This is a genomic window from Chamaesiphon sp. VAR_48_metabat_135_sub (assembly GCF_031418915.1).
Taxonomy (GTDB): domain Bacteria; phylum Cyanobacteriota; class Cyanobacteriia; order Cyanobacteriales; family Chamaesiphonaceae; genus Chamaesiphon.
Genome location: NZ_JANOJV010000088.1, coordinates 1 through 6,137 on the forward strand (window position 1 = coordinate 1; position 6,137 = coordinate 6,137).

Genomic DNA, 6,137 nt, shown 5'->3' on the forward strand with positions numbered 1-6,137 from the left:
AAACCGTCCAAATCCATCGATCCAATGGATGCTACGATCTGGCCATACCACTCGATACGCTGAACAGTAGTCGGTGTGGGCGGTCATCGCCAGTTGTAGTGCTGCCTTAACTCTAGGCAAATCTTCAGGATAAACGCGCTGTTCCCAATCTGCGTAAGAATAGTCTGAGGCTCCAGGTACATAGCCCATTAACCGCGCATGATAGTCGTTCCAGTCGAGTTTGTCGGTGACTAAGTTCCAGTCATAAACACCCATTTGAGCGGCATCGGTGGCAAGTGTCATCCGTTCGGCTAGATTTTGGACTTGCAGCATAGATGCTTCTAGCTCAGAAGTCCGTGTTGCTACACGGGCTTCTAGTTCCTCATTGAGTTGCTGGATTTGGGCTTCTGCCAACTCTCGATCGCGAATTTGCTGCTGTAGTGCTTGATTTGCCGATGCTAGCTGCGCCGGACTCGGCAGCAGCAACGCTTGGGGAATCAACTTCACTAACACCACTGCGGTATATGCCGAAACTGCCGCAGTCAGAGCTTTTACTGCGCCGGAGAGCCAGTAGATCGGATGCCACAGCGTCCAGACTTCCAAGAGATGAGTAGTTCCACACAGGATAATAAACGCCCCAAACAGCGAAAAAATCCAGTTAAATGGCAGATCTTCCCGTTTCTTGACGAAATAAAATAAAGTCAACGGAATCGAGAAATAGGCGATCGCAATCGTCAGATCTGATATCAGATGTAACCCTACTAACTCAGTTTTCCACAGATAACAATGTCCATGCGGGATAAATAAATCGGACATGATTAAGCTGGTAAAATATTCCATGATTCTTTCCTAATCGGAGAACCGCTGATTTGGTGATCTGCCAAATTCATCGAGAATGTCTCTTTATTCTAGCCATAACCACTTTCTGTGCCGTCTGGATCTGAGTTAAATCAAGATGCTCTGGCGATCGCAGATCGCGAACTAGTCGAGATTAGTGTCGTTCTAAACATGGCTGGTTGCAGGATCGAACGAGCTAGCAGGCTGCGATAGAGGTCGCTCAGTTGCACTGCTACTCCCGTCCAACTAAAGTTATCCTGTACTCGTGTCACTGCTTGTTTTCGCATCTGCTGCGCCCAGAGATCGTCGGTTAGAATCCGCTCGATCGCTTGAGCAAAAGCAGCTTCGTCTTTGGCTGGTACGAGTAGCCCCGTTTCTTCGGGAACGACGGTAAATTTCAAACCGCCAACATCAGAGGCAACTACAGGCGTACCGCAAGCCATTGCTTCGATCGCGACTAAACCAAAAGGTTCGTAATGGCTGGGAATCACGCAGACATCTGCCGCTGTATAGTATAGCGGCAATCGATCGTGCCCTACCATGCCGACAAATTCGAGCGAGGCTCCAATCCCTAAGCTATTAACTATCCCTTCAATCCGCAGGCGTTCGGCTCCATCATCTTCTTGAGGATCGCTACCGCCGACGATTAACAGGCGTAGATTCTGGGCATCGGCAGATCGCTCGAGTAATTGAGCATAAGCACGAACGAGGGTTTCGATCCCTTTGCGCGGATCGAAACGACCGACATATAATACTATTTTTGCCTGCGGATCTAGTCCCAATTCTTGTCTAGCTCCGGCTCTGGAAATTGGCTGGAAGTTATCGATATCCGTACCACAAGGAATAATTTCGATCCTGCCCCGTTGAGAAACTAGCTGGCGTAAATCATCCATTTCCTGGGGACTAGTGGAAATGATGCAATGGGACTGTTCGAGGATTTGCCTTTCTACCGCTAATCTTGTTTGGGCGACCGCCGGAATATTATCGACTGTGCGGTACTTAATCGCCCCAAGCGAGTGGTATGTGTGGAGTAATTGAAGATTTTGGTGTTTTTTCAGTTCCAACCCCACCCAGCCGGACATCCAGTAGTTAGTATGGGCGAGCGGATAAGTTATCCCCTCTTGTTGTTGAAATTTCTGAAATGCCGCGACGAATGCGGGCATATATTCAAATAATCGATCGCGAGGAATGTATTTTTCTGGCCCTGCGACTAGCCGAATTGTCCGACAATGGGGCGTATGCTCGACGATCGTGGCATCATCGGGATTGCTCTTGCGGGTGAACATATCCACTTGCCAACCCAGCTTGGCGAGGGCTTCACCTACCTGTCTGACGTAGACATTTTGACCGCCAGCGGCATCTTTACCAATCTGTGCCGCCGGATCGCCATGTTCGGAAATTAACGCAATTGCTTGACGGTTAGGAATCTTGACTCGCGAAATCGGGAAGGGGTGAGGATGGGTTTGCATATGAGGTGTGTGTGAGGGTGTTGGGGTGTATAGACAAGTCGGCTAGACTTCGTTGTTGATGGGCTTACCCCCCCAACCCCCCGGGGGGCTTTACCCCCTCCCCTTGATAAGGGGAGGGCTGGGGTGGGGTAGAGATCTACGCATCATCTCAAACAGCATTGCCATTGGTAGCAACTTGGGTTACTCATTACTCAATTAAGCCGCTTTAGCGATCTGAAGATGCCCGTTACGGGAGAATTTCTCAGCCATTACTTGTCGATAGACAGCCTCATAGCCATTGGTCATGCTATCTACCCCAAAATGAGTTTCTACATACTCCCGACAAGCCAAGCGCGAGAGCGATGGAATGTGACTAACTGCGGCGATACATTCGGCTACAGTATTGCAGATAAAGCCACTGTGCCCATGAGCGACTACTTCAGGTACAGCCCCTAACCCCATGGCAATTACGGGCGTACCCGCAGCCATTGATTCGATCGTGACTAGCCCAAACGGTTCGCGCCAAGTAATCGGGAATAAAGTGGCGATCGCCCGTCCCATTAGGTTATTCTTCATCTGATGGTCGGCTTCACCCAGAAACTGGATAAATTCACCATCGATCAGGGGTTTGATTTCTCGATCGAAAAACTCCACATCCACCGGATCGACTTTACCAGCCATTTTCAGCGGAATACCTGTCGCCTTGGCAATTTCGATCGCATGGTGAGGGCCTTTTTCTGGTGATATCCGCCCCAGAAAGGCGAGATAGGCGGGTGCATCGGGGGTGGGGAAAAATTTATGACTATCGACATCAATACTGTTATAAACCGTCGCCACACAATTTAAGCCCAGATCCGGTTCTCTTTGAGCTTCCGAGATACTTACATAGGGTTGAGCTTTAGCGTAGCTAAACATCTTTTGATTATCGGCTGTAAAAATACCGTGCAGGGTATGTACTGTCGGTGTTTTAGTCAGCTTGGCATAGGGCAAAGCCGCACAACCCATATGCGAATGAATCAGATCGAATTCTCCGGCTCGTTCATAGACTTGAGCCAATTGCAGCATCTCGTAGATCCCACACTCTTTGATCCTCGGATCTAACCGCAGGGCTTGAGGGTGAACTGATGATAATTTCGCGCGGGTAATCGAGTCACCCGAAGCAAATAAAGTTACTTCATGTCCGCGCTTGACTAGTTCGTCAGTGAGTAAACCGACGATTAATTCAATCCCACCATAGGCTGGAGGGGGAACGCGCTCCCATAAAGGTGCAATTTGAGCAATTCGCATAACATAACTCCTAACTTAGCTGTTGGTGGTGGCATGAGATAACTATTGGCATCTAAATTATCTAATCTTCAGAACGGCGAAGTCTTCTACCCGAAGAGGTATTTTTTGTACTTTCAGTTCGAGACTAAATTCCGATCCCTTCAGTACCTCCGGCGATTTCACGCCAGGTTGTCAGACCACCAATAATTTGAGCTACATTAATGAAGCCAGTACTAAGTAAAATTTGCAATCCATGTAAGGATTGTTCGTCAGATTCACCATAAATATAAATATTCCGATGGTGCGTTAGAGACGATTGAGCGAGATCTTCCAGCCGACTGAATGGTACAGAAATTGCTCCTTTGATATGCTCTCGATCGAAGGATTTGGGAGCGCGAATATCAACAATCGTTAAGTTTGGTTGATTTGATTCTAGCCGATATTTTAATTCGGTAGCAGTCAATTTAGCCTCAACCATAACTGAGATTGGTAGCTGCTTTGCTAGAGTATTTTGCGACTCCTTGGTACCATTGTGTGAATTTGCCATGTTTGTCGATCGACTTAACTTATATTCTCCATAGCGTCGCATATTTTTTGAAATCTGACTTCTATCAAAAGTTAGATATTTAAAATAATCGCCAACGGTTAAATCGAATGCAGGCTCGATTCTCCACGGGAGAGGCTACTTCGACTCATTTCGGCTCCGCTCAATGCAAGCCGCTCAGTACAAGTACGCCAACGACTATTCATTTTGACAGGCTATTTTTGATTAATAATCTTTCATTAGAGTGACGTAAATCGCCAATTTTTAGCCGAAAATACAGAAGTCAAACATCATCAACACCATCAAGATCGTGAAAACAACTCCCCAAGTTTCCGAATTAACGCCTCCAAATATCACACCTTCCGTAGGTACAACTATCAGTGGCATTTTAGTATTGCTTCCCTTGTCTTTATTTCTACTCGGTCTATTTACAGGTGTAATTAATCCTTAGCTTTAATACGTCACATCCCCGACTTCTTTAAGAAGTCGGGGATGTTGTGCCGCACTAGTTTTTAGTAGTCTACGCTCAGTAATCATTATTATAAAACCGCAGACAAGACATTGCCCCTACCTGGGCAATGTCTTTGTTACAGAGAAAATCACAATTCTGTTGCTGTATCCGGTGCAATTTCAATTCCTAAATTTGGCTCTACCGCAACTGTTTTAAGCAAATCGGCAAAGTCTTTATTTTTTATGCCCATCTGTTCGAGAGCAACTATTAGTTCGTGCTGAAAAGTGTCGATGTCATCATGATAGCCACACTGATGAGCAGCTACTGAAATTCCTTGTTTAGCACTTGCTTGGGCACAATCAATTAGTTCTGTGCCATGTAGAGGAGTTGAGGATGCCATTATATTTTACCTGTGAAAGTGAGCTAGTTTAGTTATCGCGATAGATCGCTACAGGTACGCGCTTATAAGCAGGTGTACCCGATCGCGGTTCAATTTTTGCCTTGAAAATAATATTCACTTCTGGATAGAACATCAACGCCGCACCTTCCCGCACTGCGCCATAGATTGTTTCGACGTTTTCTAGTTTACCTGCATCCCCTTGTACCGTCACCAGATCGTGTGCTGATAGACCGATTTTTTCGGCATCGATCCGATTGACTAAAATACAATTACGATGAGGCATTCCGCGATAATGGTCGCCAACTTTATAGACGACTGTATTGTGTTGAGAATAGCTACGTCCGGTCATGAGGGCGAGTACTAGACTCTTGACGGATCGAGAATCGATCCCAAATTCTTCAGCTTCTGGTAAAGTGAGGTTGGGTAAAGGTGTGGCAAACATATTTGCTTTACCCGATGGTGTTTTAAAATGAGGTTCAGTTACAATCCGTCCCGAAATAGTAAACTCTTCCTTTATCTCATCAATAGTGGCAATTTTTTCATAACCTGGAATAGTGGTCGCGATTAATTGGCGGACATAGTAAGGGTTTTGCAATTTGCGCCATTGAATCGGAGTTTCCCCTAGTAAATTATGTGCAAGCTTAGTAATAAACTCTACTTCGCCAACCAGATCGGCACCATTTAAATGGGTTTCTCCTTCATCATTAAGCCGCACAAAATTATTACCCGATTCTGTCGTAGTTTTATATGGATGCTCGAACCGATTCAACACAGGGATGATAATTGTGTTGGTTTTTGCGAGTCCGTGAAAGTGCCCGATATTTGGTTTGGTGGCTAGATAAATAATCGTATCGATATTACCTAAAGCGCGTTTTGCCTGGGCTGAATTGGGGTTAGCCCCATAGATATTGCCGCCGACACAGAGCAGACTATCTACTTTCCCTGCTTCCGCCGCTTCAATCAGATCGCGGGTGTGATAGCCCTTGGGTAGGGTCAGAGGTCGCCCTAATAGCCGATCTAAAGCTTGTTTAATCTCTGCTTTGAGTTTCACCGTCACACCCATCGAACCAAAGCCTTGGACGTTGGAATGTCCCCGTACTGGCATCACTCCGGCTCCCATTTTGCCAGCATTGCCGCTGACTAATGCGGTGTTGGCGATACTGTAGACGTTATCTACGCCGTTAGTCTGCTGGGTAATTCCCATCGCCCAGC

Annotated in this window: 7 protein-coding genes; 1 reads left to right on the forward strand and 6 read right to left on the reverse strand. The window is 46.5% G+C overall.

Translation table 11 applies throughout. The features are described 5' to 3' along the window. The 4 genes from RMO55_RS06825 to RMO55_RS06840 form a co-directional block, all read right to left on the reverse strand. Positions 1-819: PAS domain-containing protein (locus RMO55_RS06825; protein ID WP_310425219.1), on the reverse strand; the 819-nt coding region annotated here is incomplete at its 3' end. Positions 820-929: 110 nt separating this feature from the next. Beyond that, a complete protein-coding gene (locus RMO55_RS06830; RefSeq protein WP_310425221.1) occupies positions 930-2,285 on the reverse strand; it encodes a glycosyltransferase family 1 protein in 1,356 nt (451 codons plus the stop codon). A gap of 195 nt (positions 2,286-2,480) precedes the next feature. Then, on the reverse strand, positions 2,481-3,551 hold the full coding sequence (locus RMO55_RS06835; RefSeq protein ID WP_310425224.1) for a glycosyltransferase family 4 protein: 1,071 nt from the start codon (positions 3,549-3,551) through the stop codon (positions 2,481-2,483). A 124-nt stretch (positions 3,552-3,675) separates the two neighbouring features. Then, complete coding sequence (locus RMO55_RS06840; protein WP_310425225.1) at positions 3,676-4,077, reverse strand: rhodanese-like domain-containing protein; 402 nt, start codon at positions 4,075-4,077, stop codon at positions 3,676-3,678. 307 nt (positions 4,078-4,384) lie between these two features. Here RMO55_RS06840 and RMO55_RS06845 point away from each other — a divergent pair, with 307 nt between their 5' ends. Then, the gene (locus RMO55_RS06845; RefSeq protein WP_310425227.1) at positions 4,385-4,525 is read left to right on the forward strand and encodes a purine permease; all 141 of its coding nucleotides are present in this window, start codon (positions 4,385-4,387) and stop codon (positions 4,523-4,525) included. A gap of 148 nt (positions 4,526-4,673) precedes the next feature. Here RMO55_RS06845 and RMO55_RS06850 read toward each other — a convergent pair whose 3' ends face one another. Together RMO55_RS06850 and RMO55_RS06855 are read right to left on the reverse strand one after the other, a co-directional pair. Next, positions 4,674-4,925, reverse strand: coding sequence for a hypothetical protein (locus RMO55_RS06850; RefSeq protein ID WP_310425229.1), 252 nt, complete (start codon positions 4,923-4,925; stop codon positions 4,674-4,676). Positions 4,926-4,953: 28 nt separating this feature from the next. Further along, the coding region (locus RMO55_RS06855; RefSeq protein ID WP_310425232.1) for a molybdopterin dinucleotide binding domain-containing protein at positions 4,954-6,137 on the reverse strand (1,184 nt) is incomplete at its 5' end.

Excerpts from the sequence above, each read along its gene's own strand:
- RMO55_RS06830 (WP_310425221.1), bottom strand. The coding sequence starts at position 2,285 with ATGCAAACCCATCCTCACCCCTTCCCGATTTCGCGAGTCAAGATTCCT.
- RMO55_RS06835 (WP_310425224.1), bottom strand. The coding sequence starts at position 3,551 with ATGCGAATTGCTCAAATTGCACCTTTATGGGAGCGCGTTCCCCCTCCA.
- RMO55_RS06840 (WP_310425225.1), bottom strand. The coding sequence starts at position 4,077 with ATGGCAAATTCACACAATGGTACCAAGGAGTCGCAAAATACTCTAGCA.
- RMO55_RS06850 (WP_310425229.1), bottom strand. The coding sequence starts at position 4,925 with ATGGCATCCTCAACTCCTCTACATGGCACAGAACTAATTGATTGTGCC.